This is a genomic window from Escherichia sp. E10V5 (genome assembly GCF_004212315.1).
Classification (GTDB): domain Bacteria; phylum Pseudomonadota; class Gammaproteobacteria; order Enterobacterales; family Enterobacteriaceae; genus Escherichia.
In genome coordinates this window covers 1-21,061 of sequence record NZ_RHJM01000042.1, presented here as the reverse complement: position 1 = coordinate 21,061, position 21,061 = coordinate 1, and the positions used below count along the sequence as shown (strand labels likewise).

The following is a 21,061-nucleotide window of genomic DNA, read 5'->3' as shown; positions in this document are numbered from 1 at the left end:
AACCTCTTAAGCCACGCGTGCCGTCAGCTGCCCATTCAGATCCTGATGAATTTCACGCAGCAAGGCATCGGTCATTTCCCAGCTTATGCAGGCATCTGTTACGGATACACCGTATTTCATTTCACTGCGTGGTTGCTCGGAAGACTGATTGCCTTCGTGGATGTTACTTTCGATCATCAGACCAATAATTGAGCGATTGCCATCTTTGATTTGGGCAACCACGGATTCTGCCACCGCAGGCTGACGGCGATAATCTTTATTGGAATTACCGTGGCTGCAATCTACCATCAGTGAGGGGCGCAGTCCCGCCTGTTCCATCTCTTTTTCACATTGCGCGATATCCGCCGGGCTATAGTTCGGTGCTTTTCCGCCACGCAGAATCACATGTCCGTCCGGATTACCCTGAGTTTGCAGCAGCGCCACCTGCCCTGCCTGATTAATACCAACAAAGCGATGCGGTTGTGCAGCGGCACGCATAGCATTAATTGCTGTCGCCAGACTGCCATCAGTGCCGTTTTTAAAACCAACCGGCATGGAAAGCCCGGATGCCATTTCACGGTGCGTTTGCGATTCCGTGGTACGAGCACCAATTGCCGACCAGCTAAACAGATCACCCAAATATTGCGGGCTGTTTGGATCTAACGCTTCCGTCGCCAACGGTAATCCCATATCTACCAGTTCCAACAGCAACTTACGTGCAATCTTTAATCCTGTTTCAACATCAAAGGAGCCATCCATATGTGGATCGTTAATCAACCCTTTCCAACCAACAGTGGTACGGGGCTTTTCAAAATAGACGCGCATCACCAAGTAGAGACTATCGCTGACCTCTGCGGCAAGGGCTTTAAATCGACGAGCATATTCCAGTGCGGTTTCAGGATCATGAATGGAGCAAGGACCACACACCACCAGCAGCCGGGGATCGCGCCCAGCGATGATATCTGAAATAGTTTTACGCGAATCAGCAATCTGGGCCTCTTGTTGTCGGCTTAATGGAAAAGCTGCCTTCAACTGTTCCGGGGTCATCAGAACCTGTTCGTCGGTAATATGTACGTTGTTCAGCGCGTCTTTTTGCATGATGGCGATCCTGTTTATGCTCGTTTGCGATAGTTGATCCTCAGCGAGGATGACGCAACGATATCACAACAAGTAAAGATTTCAATCCATATTTCGTAAATAATAGTTTACACAGGCAATTCATATACGTTTTAACCACCAATAAATGTACAAATAAATTTACACACACAATAAAAACAATCCGCTATGCTTTGAAAAAGGAGAAAAAACAATGAAACACTTTATCGCCCCTTTGTTAGCTTTGGTTGTTAGCGGCTGTCAGATTGATCCCTATACTCACGCACCAACCTGGACCAGCACTGACTGGTATGATGTTGGTATGGAAGATGCGATATCAGGCGTTGCTATAAAACATGACGATGCTTTTAACGATTCACAGGCTGATCGGGGGATATATCTTAAAGGATATGCCGAAGGGCAAAAGAAAACCTGCCAGGTCGATTTTACTTATGCCCGAGGGCTTTCCGGTAAAAGTTTCCCTGCCAGCTGCAACAATGTAGAAAATGCCAGCCAATTGCATGAAGTATGGCAAAAAGGAGCTGATGAAAATGCCCGCACGATGAAACTTAATTAATTTAAATTCCACCACAAAATTAATCATAAGATTTAACTTATTCGATTTTTAATTCTCTTCTGGATGACGACTACACAAAAGAATGATATTTTAATGAACATTCTGAAAAATTTTCGATGCGTTTCGAGCGAAGATGGTGAGGATCCCTGAATGCGCTTTTCTCACCTACTGTTCTTACTGCTGCTATTCCTTCTGGCAGGCGCGCCATTACTCGCTCAGGAAACCACTGACGTTGCGAAAAATGTGCGTTTAATGGTTTCCGGTATCGTAAGCTACACTCGCTGGCCGACGGTATCTGGTCCACCAAGACTATGTATTTTTTCATCTTCACGATTTAGCACCGCCCTGCAAGAGAAAGGTGCGACGCCTTTGCCTTACCTGCCTGTCATCGTTAACAACAAACAAGAGGCGATGATTTCAGGCTGCAATGGTTTTTATTTTGGCAGCGAGTCACCGACATTCCAGACAGAATTAATCGAACAATATCCGTCTAAGGCGTTATTATTAATTGCCGAACAAAATACCGAGTGCATTATTGGCAGCGCATTTTGTCTGGTCATCAACAATAATAACGTCAGGTTTGCCGTAAACCTGGATGCCTTATCGCGTAGTGGTGTTAAGGTCAACCCGGATGTCTTAATGCTCGCACGGAAGAAAAACGATGGATAACGATAATTCTCTTCATAAGCGCCCCACGTTTAAAAGAGCATTACGCAACATCAGCATGACCAGCATATTTATCACTATGACGCTGATCTGGCTGCTGCTTTCCGTGACGTCAGTGCTAACCCTGAAACAATACGCGCAAAAAAACCTGGCACTAACCGCTGCAACAATGACATACAGCCTGGAAGCTGCGGTCGTTTTTGCCGATGGTCCTGCAGCAACAGAAACTCTGGCCGCACTAGGTCAGCAAGGCCAATTTTCAACCGCAGAAGTACGTGATAATCAGCAAAACATTATTGCTTCCTGGCACTACACTGCCAGAGAACCGGGAGATACCTTCAGTAATTTCATTAGCCACTGGCTCTTTCCGGCTCCCGTCATTCAACCGATTCGCCACAATGGCGAAACCATTGGCGAAGTGCAGTTAACCGCACGCGACAGCTCAATTAGCCATTTTATCTGGTTTTCACTCGCTGTCCTGACTGCATGTATTCTGCTGGCATCAGGCATCGCGATTACCCTCACCCGCCATTTGCACAATGGTCTGGTTGAAGCGTTAAAAAACATCACCGATGTCGTACATGATGTGCGTTCCAACCGCAATTTTTCCCGACGAGTTTCGGAAGAACGTATCGCAGAGTTTCACCGCTTCGCTCTCGACTTCAACAGTCTGCTAGATGAAATGGAAGAGTGGCAGCTTCGTTTACAGGCCAAAAATGCGCAGCTTCTACGTACCGCGCTACATGACCCATTAACCGGGCTGGCTAACCGCGCAGCGTTTCGTAGCGGCATCAACACGTTGATGAACAGTACTGATGCCCGAAAAACGTCGGCATTACTGTTTCTTGATGGCGATAATTTCAAATATATCAATGATACCTGGGGTCATGCGACGGGAGATCAGGTCTTAATTGAAGTGGCAAAACGATTAGCTGAATTTGGTGGGCTGCGACATCAGGCATACCGCATTGGCGGCGATGAATTCGCTATGGTCCTCTATGGCGTGCAGTCGGAATCTGAAGTGCAGCGGATTTGCACGGCATTGACGCAAATTTTTAATCGACCATTCGATCTTAATAATGGCCATCAAACCACTATGACATTAAGCATTGGTTACGCGATGACCATTGAGCACGTCTCCGCCGAAAAATTACAAGAGCTGGCCGACCATAATATGTATCAGGCCAAACACCAGCGCGCTAAAAAGCTGGTGAAATAACAAGGAAATATCTACATGATAAAGCAACTGGTAGTTCCCCTGATGTTCTCTTCACTGATACTGACTGGCTGCCAGTCACCACAAGGGAAGTTTACTCCAGAACAAGTCGCCGCTATGCAGTCTTATGGTTTTACTGAATCCGCTGGCGACTGGTCGCTGGGCTTATCTGATACCATTCTGTTTGCTAAAAATGACTACAAACTGCTCCCGGAAAGTCAGCAACAGATCCAGACCATGGCCGCAAAACTGACCTCCACGGGCTTAACCCATGCCCGTATGGATGGACATACCGACAATTACGGCGAAGACAGTTACAACGAAGCTTTATCGCTGAAGCGGGCAAATGTCGTCGCCGATGCGTGGGCAGAAGGTGGACAAATTCCTCGCAGCAATCTCACCACTCAGGGCTTAGGGAAAAAATACCCCATCGCCAGTAACAAGACCGCACAGGGTCGCGCCGAGAACCGCCGCGTCGCTGTGGTGATTAGTGCACCGTAAACGCAATTTCAATAAATAAAAAAAGGGCCAGCCAATTGGCCAGCCCTTCTTAACAGGATGTCGCTTAAGCGAAATCTTAGTTAAGACGCTCTTTGATACGAGCAGCCTTACCAGTACGCTCACGCAGGTAGTACAGTTTAGCTTTACGAACAGCACCACGACGTTTGACAGAAATGCTGTCAACTACCGGAGAGTGAGTCTGGAAGACACGCTCAACGCCTTCGCCGTTGGAAATTTTACGAACAGTGAATGCAGAGTGCAGACCGCGGTTACGAATAGCGATAACCACGCCCTCGAATGCCTGCAGACGTTTTTTGGAACCTTCAACAACCCATACTTTCACTTCCACGGTATCACCCGGACGGAAGGAAGGTACGTCCTGCTTCATCTGCTCTTGTTCAAGTTGCTTAATAATGTTGCTCATAATTTAATCTCTTATCCTGGGTAAACTGATATCTCGGGGGCTTACGCCATCCCATCATGTTTATGTTGCTGTTGTGCGTGTTCCGTTTTGAACTCCGCCAGCAACCTTGCTTGCTCTTCAGTCAGAGCCAGGTTTTCCAGAAGTTCAGGTCTTCTAAGCCAGGTACGGCCCAGCGACTGTTTCAAACGCCAGCGACGTATCTCGGCATGGTTGCCCGACAGTAACACTGACGGAACTTCCATCCCTTCTAACACCTCAGGCCGCGTATAGTGCGGGCAATCCAGCAATCCTTCAGCAAAGGAATCTTCCGTTGCTGAGGCTTCATGTCCCAGTACTCCCGGAATAAACCGGGAAACGGAGTCAATCAGCGTCATTGCTGGTAACTCACCACCACTGAGAACGTAATCGCCGATTGACCATTCTTCGTCAATTTCGGTTTGGATCACGCGCTCATCTATACCTTCGTAGCGACCGCACACCAGAATCAATTTTTGATTCGTTGCCAGTTCGCTGACGCCCGCTTGATCAAGCTTGCGTCCCTGTGGTGACAGATAAATCACCTTTGCGCCTTCACCCGCCGCGGCTTTTGCTGCATGAATGGCGTCCCGCAAGGGTTGCACCATCATTAACATCCCCGGTCCGCCGCCGTAAGGACGATCGTCCACGGTACGGTGCCGGTCATGCGTGAAGTCGCGAGGACTCCAGCTCTGGATGCTCAGCAGGCCATTTTTAACTGCCCGGCCAGTTACCCCGTAATCGGTAATTGCGCGGAACATTTCAGGAAACAGGCTAATTATGCCAATCCACATAGCGCCGTCTTTTACCGTTTATCCGGTGGTTTAAAAACCAGGATCCCAATCTACTTCGATTGAACGAGTAGTGAGATCGACTTTCTTGATAACCTGCCCATCGAGGAACGGTACGAGACGTTCCTTGATACCAAACGCATCTTTCAGGTTTGCCTTAATGACGAGAACGTCATTGGATCCGGTTTCCATCATGTCAATGACTTTACCGAGATCGTAGCCTTCAGTGGTTACTACCTGGCAGCCCATCAGGTCTTTCCAGTAGTAGTCGCCCTCTTCAAGCTGAGGCAGTTGCGATGAATCCACGACAATTTCACAATTCGTCAGAAGGTTCGCCGCATCACGATCGTCAACGCCTTTCAGCTTGATGATCATGTCCTGATTGTGGTGCTTCCAGCTTTCCAGCTGGACTTGCTGCCACTGACCCGCCTTCTGGATAAACCAGGGCTGATAGTCAAAAATGCTTTCGGCGTCTTCGGTGGAAGAAAACACTCTGAGCCACCCACGAATACCGTAAGACGAACCCATTTTTCCCAAAACGATGGGATCAACAGGTGCTTGCGCGGTGAGTTGTTTGCTCATCATGACCACCGTGACAGATTAAGCTGCTTTGTTTACTTCTTTGATCAGCGCAGCAACGCGATCAGAAATAGTTGCGCCCTGGCCAACCCAGTGAGCGATGCGATCCAGATCCAGGCGAGTGCCTTCTTCTTTTTCGCTAGCGATTGGGTTGAAGAAACCAACGCGCTCGATGAAGCGACCGTTGCGTGCATTACGGCTGTCAGCGACAACAACCTGGTAGAACGGACGCTTTTTAGCGCCGTGACGTGCTAAACGAATAGTTACCATAACATCCTCTTGTGTGAATAAAACAACCGGACCCCATCGAGGAACGGAGTCCGGTGTCATATTAAAAGCCCGAAAATTTTACTGATTTCTGGAGAAAATGCAATCAGCAGTTAATAACTCTGTCGCATAAGGTCATTTAGCGACCAGGAAATCCCGGTGGCATCATCCCTTTCATGCTTCTCATCATCTTCGCCATTCCGCCCTTCTTCATTTTCTTCATCATGCGCTGCATGTCGTCGAACTGCTTCAGAAGGCGGTTAACGTCCTGCACCTGCATACCGCAACCGGCAGCGATACGACGCTTACGCGAACCTTTGATGATTTCTGGCTTAGCGCGCTCTTTCATCGTCATCGAGTTGATGATGGCTTCCATACGCACCAGCACTTTATCGTCCATCTGCGACTTGACGTTATCCGGGATCTGCCCCATGCCCGGCAGCTTGCCCATTAGGCTGGCCATGCCGCCCATATTTTTCATCTGGCGCAGCTGCTCAAGGAAGTCGTTGAGATCGAAGCCGTCGCCTTTTTTCAGCTTGCTGGCTAATTTCTCTGCCTGCGCACGGTCAACTTTGCTTTCGATATCTTCGATCAGCGACAGAACATCGCCCATGCCGAGAATACGGGAAGCGATACGGTCCGGGTGGAACGGCTCCAGCGCCTCAGTTTTCTCGCCAACACCGAGGAACTTGATAGGCTTGCCAGTGATGTGACGAATAGAGAGCGCCGCACCGCCGCGGGCATCGCCGTCCACTTTGGTCAACACTACGCCGGTAAGCGGTAACGCTTCATTGAATGCTTTTGCCGTATTGGCAGCATCCTGACCGGTCATGGCGTCAACCACAAACAGGGTTTCAACCGGATTAATCGACGCATGGACTTGTTTGATCTCGTCCATCATCGCTTCGTCAACGTGCAGACGACCGGCGGTATCCACCAGCAGAACGTCGTAGAATTTCAGTTTGGCTTCTTTCAGCGCCGCGTTAACGATATCTACCGGTTTCTGACCAACATCAGAAGGGAAGAAATCAACGCCCACCTGCTCTGCCAACGTCTCAAGCTGTTTGATTGCCGCCGGACGATAAACGTCGGCAGAAACAACCAGCACTTTCTTCTTGTGCTTCTCGCGCAGGAACTTACCGAGTTTGCCCACGCTGGTTGTTTTACCGGCACCTTGCAGGCCCGCCATCAGCACGACCGCAGGCGGTTGCGCAGCCAGATTCAGGGTCTGGTTCTCTTCGCCCATCGCCGCAACCAGTTCGTTACGGACGATTTTGACGAACTCCTGCCCCGGCGTCAGGCTCTTATTAACTTCATGACCAACCGCTTTCTCTTTTACGCGATTGATAAACTCACGCACTACCGGCAGAGCGACGTCCGCCTCCAGCAGCGCCATGCGCACTTCGCGCAGCGTATCTTTTACGTTGTCTTCAGTGAGGCGTCCACGGCCACTGATATTGCGCAGCGTGCGCGACAAACGATCGGTTAAATTATCAAACATTGTCTCTCGCCTGGGGTGGAAACGGTTGGCCGCAATCGCGACACATCATCAGTATTTTGCCGCAGTATAACATGAAGGCGTCTTTGTTGTTATGCAACGGTTGGAGCAGCGTTCACCTGACGCTATACTGCTTCTCTTTCTTATTGCTCAAACTGTCGACATTACTATGCCCGTTTTTGCTCTGCTCGCGCTTGTCGCCTACTCCGTCAGTCTTGCGCTGATTGTTCCCGGTCTGCTGCAAAAAAACGGCGGCTGGCGGCGCATGGCTATTATTTCTGCGGTCATCGCGCTGGTCTGCCACGCAATCGCTCTGGAAGCCCGCATCCTGCCCGACGGTGATAGCGGACAAAACCTCAGCCTGCTGAATGTTGGTTCATTGGTCAGTTTGATGATCTGTACGGTAATGACCATTGTGGCTTCTCGCAATCGTGGCTGGTTGCTGCTACCCATTGTCTATGCCTTTGCGCTTATCAACCTGGCGCTGGCGACCTTCATGCCCAATGAATACATCACCCATCTGGAAGCCACGCCCGGGATGCTGGTGCACATTGGCTTATCGCTCTTTTCCTACGCCACGCTGATAATTGCCGCCCTGTACGCGTTGCAACTGGCATGGATTGATTACCAACTGAAGAACAAAAAGTTGGCATTCAGTCAGGAAATGCCGCCATTGATGAGTATCGAGCGTAAAATGTTCCATATTACGCAGATTGGCGTGGTGCTGTTAACGCTTACTCTTTGCACTGGCCTGTTCTACATGCACAACTTATTTAGCATGGAAAATATCGACAAGGCTGTGCTCTCTATCGTGGCGTGGTTTGTCTATATTGTGCTGCTGTGGGGACATTATCATGAAGGATGGCGTGGACGCCGCGTCGTCTGGTTTAACGTCGCGGGTGCAGTCATTCTGACACTGGCCTACTTCGGCAGCCGAATTGTTCAGCAGTTAATCAGCTAAACCCAGAAAAGGAGTTTCCCCTGGAACACATTTCTACTACTACGTTGATCATTATTCTGATCATCATGGTGGTCATTTCAGCCTATTTTTCCGGGTCCGAAACCGGAATGATGACACTCAACCGCTATCGTCTGCGGCATATGGCAAAACAGGGCAATCGCTCGGCCAAACGCGTCGAAAAATTGCTGCGTAAGCCAGACCGCCTGATAAGCCTGGTGTTAATCGGCAATAACCTGGTCAATATTCTTGCCTCCGCGCTCGGCACTATTGTTGGGATGCGTTTGTACGGCGATGCGGGCGTGGCAATTGCGACTGGTGTGCTGACTTTTGTCGTACTGGTTTTTGCTGAGGTATTGCCGAAAACCATTGCCGCGCTGTACCCGGAAAAAGTCGCTTATCCGAGTAGTTTTCTGTTAGCACCGCTGCAAATTTTGATGATGCCGCTGGTCTGGTTGCTGAACGCTATTACCCGCATGTTAATGCGCATGATGGGCATCAAAACCGATATCGTGGTTAGCGGCTCTTTGAGCAAAGAAGAGTTGCGCACCATCGTGCACGAATCGCGCTCACAAATTTCCCGTCGCAATCAGGATATGCTGCTTTCGGTACTCGATCTGGAAAAAATGACTGTCGATGACATCATGGTGCCGCGCAGTGAAATTATCGGTATTGATATCAATGATGACTGGAAATCGATTCTGCGCCAACTCTCCCACTCACCTCACGGGCGCATCGTGCTCTACCGTGATTCGCTGGACGACGCCATCAGTATGCTGCGTGTGCGTGAAGCCTGGCGGTTGATGTCGGAGAAAAAAGAGTTCACCAAAGAAACCATGCTACGCGCCGCGGACGAGATCTATTTTGTCCCGGAAGGCACGCCACTCAGCACGCAGCTGGTCAAGTTTCAGCGCAACAAAAAGAAAGTCGGCCTGGTCGTCAACGAGTATGGAGACATTCAGGGGCTGGTGACGGTTGAAGATATTCTGGAAGAGATAGTCGGTGATTTCACCACATCCATGTCGCCAACACTTGCCGAAGAAGTCACTCCGCAAAACGACGGTTCGGTGATTATCGATGGCACCGCCAACGTGCGAGAAATTAACAAAGCCTTTAACTGGCATCTACCGGAAGATGATGCTCGAACCGTTAATGGCGTCATTCTTGAAGCGCTGGAAGAGATCCCTGTCGCTGGCACCCGCGTACGTATTGGCGAGTACGATATCGATATTCTCGACGTTCAGGACAATATGATTAAGCAGGTAAAAGTTTTTCCTGTAAAACCGCTGCGCGAGAGTGTGGCGGAGTAACGAAAACGGCCCGGCATTCGCATGCTGGGCCGCGATTTATTACGAAAACAAAAATTAAGCTTTTGCTTTCGCTACAGTAACCATCGCTGCGCGAATCGTACGACCATTCAGCGTATAACCCTTCTGCATAATGCCCAGTACGTTACCTGGCGCAACGTCATCAGATTCCACCATTGCGATGGCCTGATGCACATTCGGGTCCAGCGGCACGTTAGTTTCGGCGATCACTTCAACGCCAAACTTACGCACAACATCCAGCATCGACTTCAGCGTCAGCTCAATGCCTTCAACCATCGCGGACATATCCGGGTTAGCTTTATCAGCCACTTCCAGCGCACGATCCAGGCTATCAATCACCGGCAGTAATTCGTTGATGAATTTCTCCAGCGCGAATTTGTGGGCTTTTTCGATATCCAGTTCAGTACGACGACGCAGGTTTTCCATTTCGGCTTTTACGCGCAAAATACCGTCACGTTCACGGGTCTGAGCTTCAGCCAGCTGAGCTTCGAGATTCGCAATTTTTTCATCGCGCGGATCCACCTGCTCAGCAGAAGCTTCTGGCTCAACTGCCTCAATCTCTTCGTGCTGATCCATGATAATTTCTTCCGGGGCTTGCCCCTCAGGCGTTTTCTGTTCTTTACTACTCATGAATTTCTCCGCGTTTTTTTTCGCATTCATCTCGCTAACTTCGCTTATTATGGGGATCAGTTTCAGGGTTTCAAGGGAAGCACTCACATTGTCATCAATCTTCGCAACAAGGACCTCGGAAAAATGAATAATCATTTCAAGTGTATTGGCATTGTGGGACACCCACGGCACCCTACTGCACTGACAACACATGAAATGCTCTACCGCTGGCTGTGCACAAAAGGTTACGAGGTCATCGTTGAGCAACAAATCGCTCACGAACTGCAACTGAAGAATGTGAAAACTGGCACGCTCGCGGAGATTGGGCAACTGGCTGATCTCGCGGTAGTTGTTGGAGGCGACGGTAATATGCTGGGCGCGGCGCGCACGCTCGCCCGTTACGATATTAAAGTTATTGGAATCAACCGTGGCAACCTGGGTTTCCTGACTGACCTTGACCCCGATAACGCCCAGCAACAATTAGCCGATGTGCTGGAAGGCCACTACATCAGCGAGAAACGTTTTTTGCTGGAAGCACAAGTCTGCCAGCAAGATTGCCAGAAACGCATCAGCACAGCGATTAACGAAGTGGTACTTCACCCAGGCAAAGTTGCGCATATGATTGAGTTCGAAGTATATATCGACGAGATCTTTGCGTTTTCTCAGCGTTCCGATGGTTTGATTATTTCGACACCTACAGGCTCCACTGCCTATTCCCTCTCGGCAGGGGGACCAATACTGACGCCTTCTCTGGATGCAATAACCCTGGTGCCAATGTTCCCGCATACGTTGTCAGCGCGGCCGCTGGTGATAAACAGCAGCAGCACTATCCGTCTGCGTTTTTCGCATCGCCGTAACGACCTGGAAATCAGCTGCGACAGTCAGATAGCGCTGCCGATTCAGGAAGGTGAAGATGTCCTGATTCGTCGCTGTGATTACCATCTGAATCTGATTCATCCGAAAGATTACAGCTATTTCAATACATTAAGCACCAAGCTCGGCTGGTCAAAAAAATTATTCTAATTTTACGCCAGCCTCTTTACTGTATATAAAACCAGTTTATACTGTACACAATAACAGTAATGGTTTTTCATACAGGAAAACGACTATGTTGGCACAACTGACCATCAGCAACTTTGCTATCGTTCGTGAGCTTGAGATTGATTTTCACAGCGGCATGACCGTAATAACCGGTGAAACCGGCGCGGGTAAATCTATTGCGATAGATGCCCTCGGCCTTTGTCTCGGTGGTCGCGCTGAAGCCGACATGGTGCGTACCGGCGCTGCTCGCGCTGACCTGTGCGCCCGTTTTTCACTGAAAGATACGCCAGCGGCTCTGCGCTGGCTGGAAGAAAATCAACTGGAAGATGGCCGTGAATGCCTGCTTCGTCGCGTAATCAGTAGCGATGGTCGCTCCCGTGGTTTCATCAACGGTACAGCTGTTCCTCTGTCACAACTGCGCGAACTGGGTCAGTTGCTGATTCAGATCCATGGTCAGCACGCTCATCAATTACTCACCAAATCCGAGCACCAAAAATTCCTGCTTGATGGCTATGCCAATGAAACCTCTCTGCTCCAGGAAATGACCGTACGTTATCAGTTGTGGCATCAAAGCTGCCGCGACCTCGCGCACCATCAACAACTAAGTCAGGAACGCGCCGCCCGTGCGGAACTGCTGCAATACCAATTAAAAGAACTTAACGAATTTAATCCGCAGCCCGGAGAGTTTGAGCAAATCGACGAAGAGTACAAACGTCTGGCGAACAGCGGTCAATTACTGACTACCAGCCAGAATGCATTGGCATTAATGGCAGACGGTGAAGACGCAAACCTGCAAAGTCAGCTTTACACGGCTAAACAGCTGGTGAGCGAATTGATTGGCATGGACAGCAAACTGTCCGGCGTACTTGATATGCTGGAAGAAGCTACCATCCAGATTGCTGAAGCCAGCGACGAACTGCGCCACTACTGCGATCGTCTGGATCTCGATCCCAACCGACTGTTTGAACTTGAACAGCGCATCTCAAAACAGATTTCGCTGGCACGTAAACATCACGTCAGCCCTGAGGCATTGCCACAGTATTACCAGTCGCTACTGGAAGAACAGCAGCAACTGGATGATCAGGCCGACTCACAAGAAACGCTCGCGCTGGCGGTAACGAAACATCATCAGCAAGCACTGGAAACGGCACGCGCGTTACACCAGCAACGCCAGCATTATGCAAATGAGTTGGCACAGCTGATCACCGATAGTATGCATGCACTCTCTATGCCGCATGGGCAGTTTACGATTGATGTTAAATTTGACGAGCATCACCTGGGCATTGACGGTGCCGATCGTATTGAGTTTCGGGTAACCACCAACCCAGGTCAGCCAATGCAGCCTATTGCCAAAGTCGCATCCGGTGGTGAATTGTCCCGCATCGCATTGGCAATCCAGGTCATTACCGCGCGTAAAATGGAAACCCCGGCACTGATTTTTGATGAAGTGGATGTAGGGATTAGCGGCCCGACAGCGGCAGTTGTCGGCAAACTGCTACGTCAGCTTGGCGAATCAACCCAAGTGATGTGCGTTACCCATTTGCCGCAAGTCGCAGGATGCGGTCATCAACACTATTTTGTCAGCAAAGAAACCGATGGCGCGATGACCGAAACTCATATGGAGTCGCTGGACAAAAAAGCGCGGTTACAGGAGCTGGCGCGCCTGCTTGGTGGCAGTGAAGTCACACGTAACACACTGGCGAATGCGAAAGAACTGCTTGCGGCGTAAACTTTTTTCCTGCTTCACGGTCAGAGTAAACAGCAAAACGCCGTAAGACCGGAAAGCAAAAGGTTTTAAAGTGATGAAAGGTCTATTATCATCGGCATATTACAGATGAGCCACGTACTGCTCGGGCCCGAAAAGGAATCAAATCACTATGCGCTGTAAAACGCTGACTGCTGCAGCAGCAGTACTATTGATGTTGACCGCAGGCTGTTCCACTCTGGAGCGAGTGGTTTACCGTCCTGACATCAACCAGGGGAACTATCTGACCGCTAACGACGTATCCAAAATACGTGTTGGCATGACGCAACAACAAGTTGCGTACGCATTGGGTACACCGCTGATGTCCGATCCATTTGGTACGAATACCTGGTTCTATGTGTTCCGTCAGCAACCAGGTCATGAAGGTGTAACGCAGCAAACGCTGACGCTGACCTTTAACAGCAGCGGTGTGTTGACCAATATTGATAACAAACCTGCGCTGACTGGCAACGAATAAAATTTGCCGTTTATAGCGATTAAAAAAGGTGCTCAGTGAGCACCTTTTTTCTGGCTGTTATTTATTCGCCGATTTTTCTGCTCGTTGCCTGCGAAGCTCTTTCGGATCGGCAATGAGAGGACGATAAATCTCCACCCGATCGCCATCGTGCACGGTATCGCTCAGTTTCGTCGGACGACTGTAAATACCGACTTTATTTTTAGTTAAATCGATATCAGTTCGCAGTTCCAGCAAACCACTTGCACGAATCGCCTCTTCAACCGTCGCGCCCTCCTGCAATCTTACCCGTTGCAGGTATTGTTTCTCGGGTAATGCGTAAGCCACCTCAACGGCAATTTTACCTGGCACTGTAGACCTCTTTTGCACGAACAGTAAAAGCCTGCACCATATTAGCTGCCAGCTCTTTAAACACGCGACCAAAGGCGAGTTCAATCAACTTATTGGTAAACTCAAAGTCGAGATGAAACTCAATACGGCACGCGTCCTGGCTCAACGGCGTAAACTTCCAGCCGCCGATCAATTTCTTAAACGGTCCATCAACCAGACTCATGAGGATACTTTGGTTACTGGTCAACTGGTTGCGGGTTGTAAACGTTTTGCTGATCCCAGCCTTAGACACATCTACCGCAGCGGTCATCTGCCCAGGAGTGGACTCCAGAATCCGGCTTCCAGTACACCCTGGTAAAAACTGAGGATAAGACTGAACGTCATTCACTAACTGATACATTTGCTCCGCGCTGTAGGGTACCAGTGCGGTCCGGCTAATCTGAGGCATAACAATTTCCATCAACAAAAATCCAACAAATAATATCATTTATCCTGCAGTAAAAAAAACGCTATCCCGGCGCTGGGTAACATCCGGTTCATGCTAAGATAGAGCCTTGTCCCCCGCAGGATTGATATGGGGTATTTTCGATTTCAGATTACCGATGATTCACGACGCTTATGACGAAGAAAAAAGCACATAAACCTGGTTCAGCGACCATCGCGCTTAACAAGCGCGCCCGTCACGAATACTTTATTGAAGAAGAGTTCGAAGCGGGACTTGCCCTGCAGGGCTGGGAAGTTAAATCCCTGCGCGCAGGAAAAGCCAATATTAGCGACAGCTATGTCCTTCTGCGCGACGGAGAAGCGTTCCTGTTTGGAGCAAACATCACGCCGATGGCAGTGGCTTCCACGCACGTGGTGTGCGACCCTACTCGCACCCGCAAACTGCTTCTCAACCAGCGCGAACTTGACTCTCTCTATGGCCGAGTGAACCGTGAAGGTTATACCGTAGTGGCGCTCTCCCTGTACTGGAAAAATGCCTGGTGCAAAGTAAAAATCGGCGTCGCGAAAGGTAAGAAACAACACGATAAACGTTCTGATATCAAAGAACGCGAATGGCAGGTTGATAAAGCACGTATCATGAAAAACGCGCACCGTTAAACCTATCTAAGCGATACTAATCAAATCTTCACCGCGCCTCCCTATTCGGTGGCGCGAATGAACATCTTGTCGACTGTCAAATCTGACACAGATGCAGCCATCCCATTGCTTAATCTAAGAAAAATCATACTATGCAGGCGCTAATTCCAGGATGATAACGCCTTTGGGGCTAGTCATGGCGCTCAAAAATCTGGTATACTTAACGTTACACATTGGGGCTGATTCTGGATTCGACGGGATTTGCGAAACCCAAGGTGCATGCCGAGGGGCGGTTGGCCTCGTAAAAAGCCGCAAAAAATAGTCGCAAACGACGAAAACTACGCTTTAGCAGCTTAATAACCTGCTTAGAGCCCTCTCTCCCTAGCCTCCGCTCTCAGGACGGGGATCAAGAGAGGTCAAACCCAAAAGAGATCGCGTGGAAGCCCTGCCTGGGGTTGAAGCGTTAAAACTTAATCAGGCTAGTTTGTTAGTGGCGTGTCCGTCCGCAGCTGGCAAGCGAATGTAAAGACTGACTAAGCATGTAGTACCGAGGACGTAGGAATTTCGGACGCGGGTTCAACTCCCGCCAGCTCCACCACTTGCTCTTCCGGATACGTCCGGGGAAATCCTGAAAGCCCGCATGGCACAAGCCCTGCGGGCTTTTTTGTGTCTGTAATAGTCCGAGATAATCCGGCTAAATCCAGAGAAAATTGGTACACGTTTAGGTACACGCTATACTGTGATCCATTAAACGTGTACCAATTATGGAAGGAATCCAGACATGGCGCGCATTACACGCCCACTGACTAACAACGAAATACTTAAAGCTAAACCCCGAGAAAAAGACTTCACCTTACATGATGGTGATGGCCTGTTCTTACTTATCAAAACTACTGGTAAAAAGCTCTGGCGCTTCCGCTATCAACGTCCAATCAGTGGTAGCCGAACTAATCTTAGTCTCGGCTCATATCCCGCCCTTACGCTCGCAACAGCTCGTCAGGTACGCGACCAACATTTAACCACACTAGCACAAGGTATGGATCCACAGCAGAAACAAGAACTGGCGTCAGAACAACGTCAGATTGAGCTGGATAGCATTTTCTCAACAGTAGCCGCTAACTGGTTCCAGATAAAGAGCAGAAGCGTCACTGAAGATTACGCAAAAGACATTTGGCGCTCCTTGGATAAAGATGTTTTCCCTGCCATTGGGGCGATACCTGTTCAGGAGATTAAAGCCAGAACAATTGTTGAAGCACTAGAGCCAATCAAAGCACGTGGTGCGCTGGAAACAGTCCGCCGATTAGTACAGCGCGTTAACGAAATAATGATTTATGCGGTTAATACTGGCCTGATTGATGCCAACCCTGCTTCCGGTGTAGGTATGGCCTTTGAGAAACCCAAAAAGCAAAACATGCCGACGCTGCGGCCAGAAGAGTTGCCAAAGTTGATGCGCTCTCTATCTACGTCAAACCTATCTGTATCAACCCGCTGTCTAATTCAATGGCAGCTACTGACCCTTGTTCGCCCTTCAGAGGCTTCTGGTGCACGATGGGCCGAGATCGATCTCGATGCCAAGCTCTGGACGATTCCAGCTGAACGAATGAAGGCCAAGCGTGAGCACATAGTTCCTTTGTCTCCTCAGGCATTGGATATTCTTGAAGTTATGAAACCTGTTAGCGCTCATCGAGAGCATGTTTTCCCAAGTAGGAACGATCCAAAACAAGCGATGAATAGTCAGACGGCTAATGCTGCATTAAAGAGAATTGGCTATGGCGGTAAATTAGTTGCTCATGGTTTGCGTTCAATAGCAAGCACAGCCATGAACGAAGCGGGCTTTAATGCTGATATTATTGAAGCAGCACTAGCCCATTCAGATAAAAACGAAGTTAGACGGGCATATAACCGTTCTACCTATCTAGAGAAAAGAGTTCTACTGATGCAGTGGTGGGCTAATTTCACTGAAAACAAAGAGATAAAGAAATGAGAAAACAAGATATTACCCTCATATCACAGTATAGTTACACTCACTCTCCACATGACAACCATATTTATTTGTCAGTAAACGATGATGCTGACTTTTTCATAACAAAACTAGACCAAAAAATATCATCCTTAAAGCTTGAGGCAAAAATAAACTGGCCTAATAATGATGAAATAAATAATTTCTTATCAAGCCATGATTCAAAATCATCAAATTATTTACATATGGTTTTCATTGGCAGCCCAAATAACCTAGATGAACTTTTAATCGCTATAAAAAATAAAAGTTTAATAATAAAACTATCACAATTGAAAAGCCGGTACGATCTTGATTTCACATCTCAAATTAATGATGAGGAAACCTACCGCTGGCTGTCAACCACTCATGAGTTAGAATGCCTTAGTTTTTTAAGAGTAATAAAAGACGCTGCCACTTCGATTAATTTATTTAAAAACATCAGAAGTAATAAGAACTTCTTAAAATATAACCTCCAAAAATTCCTTGTTGATAACAGCGCTACCAATTATGCATACATGAAAGGTTATAATATAGTTTTATCAAAAATCCTGAGCCCGATATATAATATGGAAAGAGCTGATGAATTATTTTTACCATCTACAGATCATATGATTAGGATTAGCTTCACTAATAGCTTGAGAGTTAACAATCCTATACATGCGATTATAGGTAAAAATGGCAGTGGAAAAACCTATCATCTTAAAAAATATCTCACAAACTACTTTAAACATACTGAGCATTATAAACATTCATCACATGAAGTATTTAGCAGAGTAATACTAATCTCCAATACTGTGGATGACAATGGTTATACGCCATCTAAAATATCAAGAAACAAAAGCAAACGTTCCAATTATCACTTCATATCCAATACCAGTTTAAAACATTATAACAACATCCACTCTAGCGGAAGCAAAATAACTATCAATGACTGTGTTGAAAATATTATTTTCCGAGAGGCAACCAGGTCTGGGATTTTTGATAAAGCATTGATTGCAGATGAAATAATAAACATGCTTAGTTTAGATGTGAACATTATAGTAAAAAACATCAATAACTTTCATCTTGTCCATAGCATTACAGATGTACTAACCTTTTTCAAGAATGAAGGCATTCGACACAATCCAAATGTATTTAATTTCGCAGATATATTTCTAGATATAACTTTTCTCAGTGGGACTGAAAAAACCAGCCTGAGCTCTGGACAGAATACTTTCTTAATTAAAACCCTCAGCATTCTTATGACAATTGAAACAAATAGCTTAGTGATAATTGAAGAACCAGAAAATTTCCTTCACCCAAGCCTATTGATTAAGCTAATGACGATTTTGAAAAAAATATTAATTGAAACAAATTCATGCTGTATCATTTCGACCCATTCCCCTCTGGTTCTTAGGGAACTACCTAAAGAACAAGTAACAATATTTAACAGACATAATAATATAACTTCTCACAGACTTCCCTCCATTGAAACTTTTGGTTCTGATGCAACAGAGTTATATCAAGAATCATTTTCTGAACTGGAAGCAAGTGCGGCATACCGAGATACCATTCATACAATGGCCAAATCAGAAAACTCAGTTGACACACTATTGCAAAAGTATTCTCACTTACCGACAAACCTTCTCACGAAAATAATCAACGAGTGGAGAAGAAAATGAAAAAACTGACGATTCCTGTAAAAATTAACGACATCAACATCAATATACCATCAACACTTAATGCTATTTTCAAAAATTGCAATCGTGATGGCGTGAGAGAATTGAAAGCATTACGGGATGACTGGCTCCTAGAGTTAAATAATTACGCTATAGAAATGCAAACATCTAAAAGACTTATTTCCAGCAATCATAAATCTTTTGGAAAACATAAAGAAATATTGATCTGGCTTTATGAACACCCACTACAATCAAGGAAAACATTTTACATAAAAGAGATCCGGGAAGCTTATATCAAAGAGGGGATAACCTGCCCTTATTGCGGGGTCGGCACTGCAACAACTCTTGACCATTATTATTGCAAATCATCTCTACCACAATTTTCAATTTTGAAGGAAAACCTAATTCCGTGCTGTGGTGAATGTAATAAAACAAAAGGTACTTTAAAGCCCAAAAAAAAATGGAAACGGGTATTTAATCCTTACTTTGATGATTTCGCAGGAAAAATAAATGCGCCTCCCATCGTGATTCACTTCAAAATAAAAGGGGCAAGTACTTTATTTTACATCACCCCAAACCCACTGTTGTCGAGAATAGACAAATTGCATATTAATTTCCATCTATCTAAATTAAAAATCAAGATAAAGCATAAAGAAAAGATTCTCACTCATTTCAGGAATGAATCAAACGCATTGAAAATACAAAGAGAATTAGTAACAAGCGGTGATCTCACTTTGGCGGGATATAATAGATTTATCGAGGGACGTTTAGCATTAGGTGAAACAACTGGCTATGATTGGAGCAATATTATTTTTTATTCGCTTCATCATTTCAAAGATAACCATTGGAGCTATTTATAACTATTTTCTTTGCGCAGGCATTAAATAAATTTTTGCTTTATGGCTCGCGCGCAATGCTCTCCCCGCCACGCCTGCCCGCTTTAGAGGTCGCTTTTAATGCAGGTGCATCAACCGGCTCAGGCCGCGCCAGTACTGGTGCTGCGGGGGATAAAAAATACGGGGATTTGCATGCAAAACCATGCACCCTGTGGATGCATAGCTTTTTTCGGGAAAAATAGCGGGATTTTCGGGGATTTTTTTGCGTGCTACCGTGCGGCCAGTTCCGCACGACGGCGGGTGTAAATCAGGCTCTGTGCCGGGGTGAATTTCTCGCGGTTATAATCCCGCGAGGCCGCGTCAGGCCTGAATCCTATGGCCGTTAAAATATCGCTGTCCTGCGCGGAATAATTAATTTTTTCACCGCTGGCCAGCCACACCGACAGAGCTTCGCGCAGATAATCAACCGAGTGCTGCATGGCGCTCTGTTTTACGGCGGGACGTTGCTCGTTATAGCCCATCAGCTCAGGCGCCAGCGTGGCGGCCAGCTCCGCGTCGTACTGCTGCATAAAATCATGGAGCCGGTTGCGGATGCTGATGTGCTGCACCTCCTCATGTGAGCGGATATAGCGACCGGCGGCCTGATTAATCTCCCATTTTTTTACGTCAATCATGTCGCGTAAATCCTGCATTGTGCGCGGGCTCTGTTCGTCAGCGGCAAGGAGCTGTTCACGGTATTTCAGTTCAATGTCTGCCAGTTCGGCTTTACGTTTCAGCCAGGCGTTTTTGTTCGTCTGACAGGCTTCAAAGGCCTGCTGTAATGTCACGGTGGTCACGTGTCTCTCTCCTGACTAATGGCGGAACGGCGAGCTGTAGCAGCCTTTTACCTTACGGGCAGTGACGGGCGCTGCCGGGACGGGTTCTGGCTTTTCCTCCACGACCGGCGAGCGTATCACTTCAAAAATCGACTCGTGTGTTTTGAATGTCGCTGAACAGTGAATATTCTGGCACTGCAGATAGCTCTCTTTGACGCTTTCCGACATGTAGCGGCTGGTACGTACATGCGCAGCGTGGCGACAGAAAGGACAACGCATCATGACTCAGCCCTCCGCCTGTTCGTGGTCCTGTGCGGCCAGTCTGGCGGCAAGCTGCATCCGTTTAGCCGGGCTTCTGAACAGCGCCATATCAATCCCGGCGACCGCAGGACTGTTCATGCCCGTGACGGAGAGGACCGGCTCCTGCTCCATATCGAAATGATACAGGGCCGACTGCATATTCAGCGCATCGCCCAGCTCGTGAGTCACGGTCGCACGCGGTGAGGTCTCTCCGCTCATTTCCAGCGACCGTATGCGCAGAAGGAAGGCCCGTAACAGTGCGCAATGCCGTTCACTTAAG

General features: G+C 47.7%; 24 protein-coding genes, 1 other RNA gene and 1 pseudogene. 14 read left to right on the top strand and 12 right to left on the bottom strand.

Annotated features, from left to right (window positions below):
- Window positions 1–6: 6 nt before the first annotated feature.
- A complete protein-coding gene (gene aroF, locus D9738_RS22940; RefSeq protein ID WP_130208149.1) occupies window positions 7–1,077 on the bottom strand; it encodes a 3-deoxy-7-phosphoheptulonate synthase AroF in 1,071 nt (356 codons plus the stop codon).
- Window positions 1,078–1,288: 211 nt separating this feature from the next.
- Between aroF and D9738_RS22935 the strand changes: the two genes are divergently transcribed.
- The 4 genes from D9738_RS22935 to D9738_RS22920 all read left to right on the top strand — a co-directional run bounded on the left by D9738_RS22935 (window position 1,289) and on the right by D9738_RS22920 (window position 4,034).
- Window positions 1,289–1,651, top strand: a complete 363-nt coding sequence (locus D9738_RS22935) for a DUF2799 domain-containing protein (protein ID WP_130261276.1) — start codon at window positions 1,289–1,291, stop codon at window positions 1,649–1,651.
- Between the two features lie 150 nt (window positions 1,652–1,801).
- Window positions 1,802–2,320 (top strand): YfiR family protein, encoded by a 519-nt coding sequence (locus D9738_RS22930; RefSeq protein ID WP_130221575.1) that lies wholly within the window; start codon window positions 1,802–1,804, stop codon window positions 2,318–2,320.
- Window positions 2,313–3,536, top strand: a complete 1,224-nt coding sequence (gene dgcN, locus D9738_RS22925; protein ID WP_130208143.1) for a diguanylate cyclase DgcN — start codon at window positions 2,313–2,315, stop codon at window positions 3,534–3,536. The genes D9738_RS22930 and dgcN overlap by 8 nt, the downstream gene beginning before the upstream one ends.
- Before the next feature lie 15 nt (window positions 3,537–3,551).
- Window positions 3,552–4,034 (top strand): OmpA family protein, encoded by a 483-nt coding sequence (locus D9738_RS22920; RefSeq protein ID WP_130261275.1) that lies wholly within the window; start codon window positions 3,552–3,554, stop codon window positions 4,032–4,034.
- Between the two features lie 76 nt (window positions 4,035–4,110).
- Here the strand turns inward: D9738_RS22920 and rplS are convergent, their stop codons facing one another.
- From rplS to ffh, 5 genes are all read right to left on the bottom strand, one after another.
- Window positions 4,111–4,458 carry a 50S ribosomal protein L19 gene (rplS, locus tag D9738_RS22915; protein WP_000065253.1) on the bottom strand — a complete coding sequence of 116 codons (348 nt, stop codon included), beginning with the start codon at window positions 4,456–4,458 and terminating at the stop codon, window positions 4,111–4,113.
- 41 nt (window positions 4,459–4,499) lie between these two features.
- Entirely contained in the window at window positions 4,500–5,267 is a 768-nt protein-coding gene (gene trmD / locus D9738_RS22910; RefSeq protein ID WP_000264781.1) for a tRNA (guanosine(37)-N1)-methyltransferase TrmD, read from the bottom strand.
- 30 nt (window positions 5,268–5,297) lie between these two features.
- Window positions 5,298–5,846 carry a ribosome maturation factor RimM gene (gene rimM / locus D9738_RS22905; protein WP_000043330.1) on the bottom strand — a complete coding sequence of 183 codons (549 nt, stop codon included), beginning with the start codon at window positions 5,844–5,846 and terminating at the stop codon, window positions 5,298–5,300.
- Window positions 5,847–5,864: 18 nt separating this feature from the next.
- On the bottom strand, window positions 5,865–6,113 hold the full coding sequence (gene rpsP / locus D9738_RS22900) for a 30S ribosomal protein S16 (protein ID WP_000256450.1): 249 nt from the start codon (window positions 6,111–6,113) through the stop codon (window positions 5,865–5,867).
- Window positions 6,114–6,249: 136 nt separating this feature from the next.
- Window positions 6,250–7,611, bottom strand: a complete 1,362-nt coding sequence (gene ffh / locus D9738_RS22895; protein WP_000460035.1) for a signal recognition particle protein — start codon at window positions 7,609–7,611, stop codon at window positions 6,250–6,252.
- 166 nt (window positions 7,612–7,777) lie between these two features.
- Here ffh and D9738_RS22890 point away from each other — a divergent pair, with 166 nt between their 5' ends.
- Both D9738_RS22890 and D9738_RS22885 read left to right on the top strand, forming a co-directional pair.
- Window positions 7,778–8,569, top strand: coding sequence for an inner membrane protein YpjD (locus D9738_RS22890; RefSeq protein ID WP_024165303.1), 792 nt, complete (start codon window positions 7,778–7,780; stop codon window positions 8,567–8,569).
- A gap of 20 nt (window positions 8,570–8,589) precedes the next feature.
- On the top strand, window positions 8,590–9,876 hold the full coding sequence (locus D9738_RS22885; protein ID WP_010723175.1) for an HlyC/CorC family transporter: 1,287 nt from the start codon (window positions 8,590–8,592) through the stop codon (window positions 9,874–9,876).
- Window positions 9,877–9,930: 54 nt separating this feature from the next.
- On the opposite strand, the gene grpE is transcribed toward D9738_RS22885, so the two are convergent.
- Window positions 9,931–10,524: a nucleotide exchange factor GrpE gene (grpE, locus tag D9738_RS22880; RefSeq protein ID WP_001296310.1), complete on the bottom strand. Its 594-nt coding sequence runs from the start codon at window positions 10,522–10,524 to the stop codon at window positions 9,931–9,933.
- Window positions 10,525–10,647: 123 nt separating this feature from the next.
- On the opposite strand from grpE, the gene nadK reads away from it, so the two are divergent.
- From nadK to bamE, 3 genes are all read left to right on the top strand, one after another.
- Window positions 10,648–11,526: an NAD(+) kinase gene (gene nadK / locus D9738_RS22875; RefSeq protein ID WP_001059169.1), complete on the top strand. Its 879-nt coding sequence runs from the start codon at window positions 10,648–10,650 to the stop codon at window positions 11,524–11,526.
- Window positions 11,527–11,611: 85 nt separating this feature from the next.
- Window positions 11,612–13,273: a DNA repair protein RecN gene (recN, locus tag D9738_RS22870; protein ID WP_130261274.1), complete on the top strand. Its 1,662-nt coding sequence runs from the start codon at window positions 11,612–11,614 to the stop codon at window positions 13,271–13,273.
- A 148-nt stretch (window positions 13,274–13,421) separates the two neighbouring features.
- Window positions 13,422–13,766 carry an outer membrane protein assembly factor BamE gene (gene bamE, locus D9738_RS22865; RefSeq protein ID WP_064529892.1) on the top strand — a complete coding sequence of 115 codons (345 nt, stop codon included), beginning with the start codon at window positions 13,422–13,424 and terminating at the stop codon, window positions 13,764–13,766.
- Between the two features lie 57 nt (window positions 13,767–13,823).
- On the opposite strand, the gene D9738_RS22860 is transcribed toward bamE, so the two are convergent.
- Complete coding sequence (locus tag D9738_RS22860; RefSeq protein WP_130208139.1) at window positions 13,824–14,114, bottom strand: RnfH family protein; 291 nt, start codon at window positions 14,112–14,114, stop codon at window positions 13,824–13,826.
- Complete coding sequence (gene ratA / locus D9738_RS22855) at window positions 14,104–14,541, bottom strand: type II toxin-antitoxin system toxin RatA (protein ID WP_001339419.1); 438 nt, start codon at window positions 14,539–14,541, stop codon at window positions 14,104–14,106. Before ratA ends, D9738_RS22860 begins: the two co-directional genes overlap by 11 nt.
- A 170-nt stretch (window positions 14,542–14,711) precedes the next feature.
- Here ratA and smpB point away from each other — a divergent pair, with 170 nt between their 5' ends.
- The 5 genes from smpB to D9738_RS22830 all read left to right on the top strand — a co-directional run bounded on the left by smpB (window position 14,712) and on the right by D9738_RS22830 (window position 19,690).
- The gene (gene smpB / locus D9738_RS22850; RefSeq protein WP_000162574.1) at window positions 14,712–15,194 is read left to right on the top strand and encodes an SsrA-binding protein SmpB; all 483 of its coding nucleotides are present in this window, start codon (window positions 14,712–14,714) and stop codon (window positions 15,192–15,194) included.
- 214 nt (window positions 15,195–15,408) lie between these two features.
- Window positions 15,409–15,771: a transfer-messenger RNA gene (ssrA, locus tag D9738_RS22845) on the top strand.
- Window positions 15,772–15,954: 183 nt separating this feature from the next.
- Entirely contained in the window at window positions 15,955–17,157 is a 1,203-nt protein-coding gene (locus tag D9738_RS22840) for an integrase domain-containing protein (RefSeq protein ID WP_130261273.1), read from the top strand.
- Window positions 17,154–18,833 (top strand): AAA family ATPase, encoded by a 1,680-nt coding sequence (locus D9738_RS22835; RefSeq protein WP_130261272.1) that lies wholly within the window; start codon window positions 17,154–17,156, stop codon window positions 18,831–18,833. The genes D9738_RS22840 and D9738_RS22835 overlap by 4 nt, the downstream gene beginning before the upstream one ends.
- Window positions 18,830–19,690 carry a hypothetical protein gene (locus D9738_RS22830; RefSeq protein WP_130261271.1) on the top strand — a complete coding sequence of 287 codons (861 nt, stop codon included), beginning with the start codon at window positions 18,830–18,832 and terminating at the stop codon, window positions 19,688–19,690. The genes D9738_RS22835 and D9738_RS22830 overlap by 4 nt, the downstream gene beginning before the upstream one ends.
- Window positions 19,691–19,935: 245 nt before the next feature.
- Here the strand turns inward: D9738_RS22830 and D9738_RS22820 are convergent, their stop codons facing one another.
- From D9738_RS22820 to D9738_RS22810, 3 genes and pseudogenes are all read right to left on the bottom strand, one after another.
- Window positions 19,936–20,502, bottom strand: coding sequence for a phage polarity suppression protein (locus tag D9738_RS22820; protein WP_130261269.1), 567 nt, complete (start codon window positions 20,500–20,502; stop codon window positions 19,936–19,938).
- A 15-nt stretch (window positions 20,503–20,517) separates the two neighbouring features.
- Window positions 20,518–20,763: an ogr/Delta-like zinc finger family protein gene (locus D9738_RS22815; RefSeq protein WP_130261268.1), complete on the bottom strand. Its 246-nt coding sequence runs from the start codon at window positions 20,761–20,763 to the stop codon at window positions 20,518–20,520.
- 3 nt (window positions 20,764–20,766) lie between these two features.
- Window positions 20,767–21,061 (bottom strand): annotated as a pseudogene (locus D9738_RS22810) (capsid protein); the annotation flags it as partial.